The sequence below is a fragment of the Candidatus Pelagibacter communis genome, from assembly GCF_001180105.1.
GTDB lineage: Bacteria > Pseudomonadota > Alphaproteobacteria > Pelagibacterales > Pelagibacteraceae > Pelagibacter > Pelagibacter ubique_K.
The window spans coordinates 1-1,518 of sequence record NZ_CVSO01000012.1 but is presented as its reverse complement, the minus strand read 5'-3'; the positions used below and the strand labels follow the sequence as shown (position 1 = coordinate 1,518).

Genomic DNA, 1,518 nt, shown 5'->3' with positions numbered 1-1,518 from the left:
AGTATAAAAAGTAAACTACGTTTCAAAATTAACCTTAATCCTGAAAAAAAAATCCAGGGTTTTTTTGATTTTCTTGAAAAGAAAATTATAGATACGAGGAAGTTAATTATTGAAGAAAAACAGAGGTTTAAAATACGAGAGGTGGAGAAGGAAAGACAACAAAAAAGAGCGGAGGAAAAAGCTAGATTAGACTTCTTAAAAAAACAAGTAGAGCAAAAAAAAACTGAGTTAAAAGAGGAAAAGCAGTTACAAATAGAGAGAGCAAGAGACCTTAAGAAATTTTTAAGACAAGAACAGGCACTTTTAAGAGAGGAACAGGCAGAAGTTCAAAGAAAGTTTCTTGAAGAAATTAAGATAGAAAAGCAAATTGAAAAATTCCGAATAAGAGAGGTAAAAGAGCTAGAGGCTCTAGAGCGAATTTCTTTAAAAGAAAAAAGAGATGATTATAGCGAAATCCAAGAAAGAATAGATAAGTTAAAAGAAAAATACAGGCTAATCAGAGATCAAAAAATTCGTGAGCGATTAGAAGCGTTAGGGATAAAAACTCTAGATGAAGATGACAGAGAAACTTTATTAAAAAAGGAAAAAAATTATATTGCTGCAAGACAAATTGTAGAAACTTCATTAGAGAGCTTTTATAGAAGTGCTTCAAGTTTAGTTTTTCAGCTTAATAAACGGCACCTAACAAGAGACATGTCTATATTCAGATGTATTGATAGAAGGTTTGAAACGGGTGAGATATTTATAAAGTGGGACGAGTCCAATGATGATGAATGGCTTATATTAATTTATATTAAAGATAACTCACCAGAAGGAAAAATTGTTATTGAGGATAAATGCAATCATGAAAAATATTTTTCAGACGAATATCAATCAAACGAAATATTTAAAGCATCGGATAAAATGGTAGATTCTCTCACACAACTTTTATATCGTGAGCGAAGCAAGAATGTTAATCAATCACTAACGTAAACAGACACACCTCTTGCATTCACATCAACATCGAATTTTTTGTGAAGAGGAGGGAAAGCTCTTTGTGAACAATCTAGCCTATCACAAGTTCTGCAGGATACACCTATTGGTATTTCTGTTTTTTTGTCGGTTAAACTTAAATTTTCAGTATAGACAAAATCTTTAGCATATTTCGCTTCACAGCCTAAACCTATTGAAAGCATGCTTTTTTTCTGTCCATATCTTCCGACACCTTTTTCAACTGTTCTAGCAATGCAAACATATTTTTCTCCATTGGTCATTTTACTTACCGCGGCTTGAATAACACCAGGTCTTGAAAATGCAGAATAAACGTTCCATCTTGGGCAAGCTCCTCCATATCTTGGAATTTCTATTCCAGATAAAGAAAACCTTTTTGAAATATTTCCAGCAACGTCCACCCTTAAAAAATGAAAAGGAATACCTGGTAATTTAGGATCCTGCAAACTTGTAACCCTATGAGCAACTTGTTCAAACGAAGTTGCAAAAGTATTTTGAAGTAGTTCTAAGTCGTATTTCAGTTTTTTA

At 32.5% G+C, this 1,518-nt stretch carries 2 protein-coding genes; one reads left to right on the top strand and one right to left on the bottom strand.

Annotation, left to right across the window (positions count from 1 at the left end; translation table 11 throughout):
- A partial coding sequence (locus AMN84_RS05005; RefSeq protein WP_075482755.1) for a hypothetical protein occupies positions 1-972 on the top strand: 972 nt, incomplete at its 5' end.
- Here the strand turns inward: AMN84_RS05005 and AMN84_RS01405 are convergent.
- A partial coding sequence (locus tag AMN84_RS01405; RefSeq protein WP_143755526.1) for a helix-turn-helix domain-containing protein occupies positions 957-1,518 on the bottom strand: 562 nt, incomplete at its 5' end. The two genes, AMN84_RS05005 and AMN84_RS01405, sit on opposite strands and share 16 nt — an antisense overlap.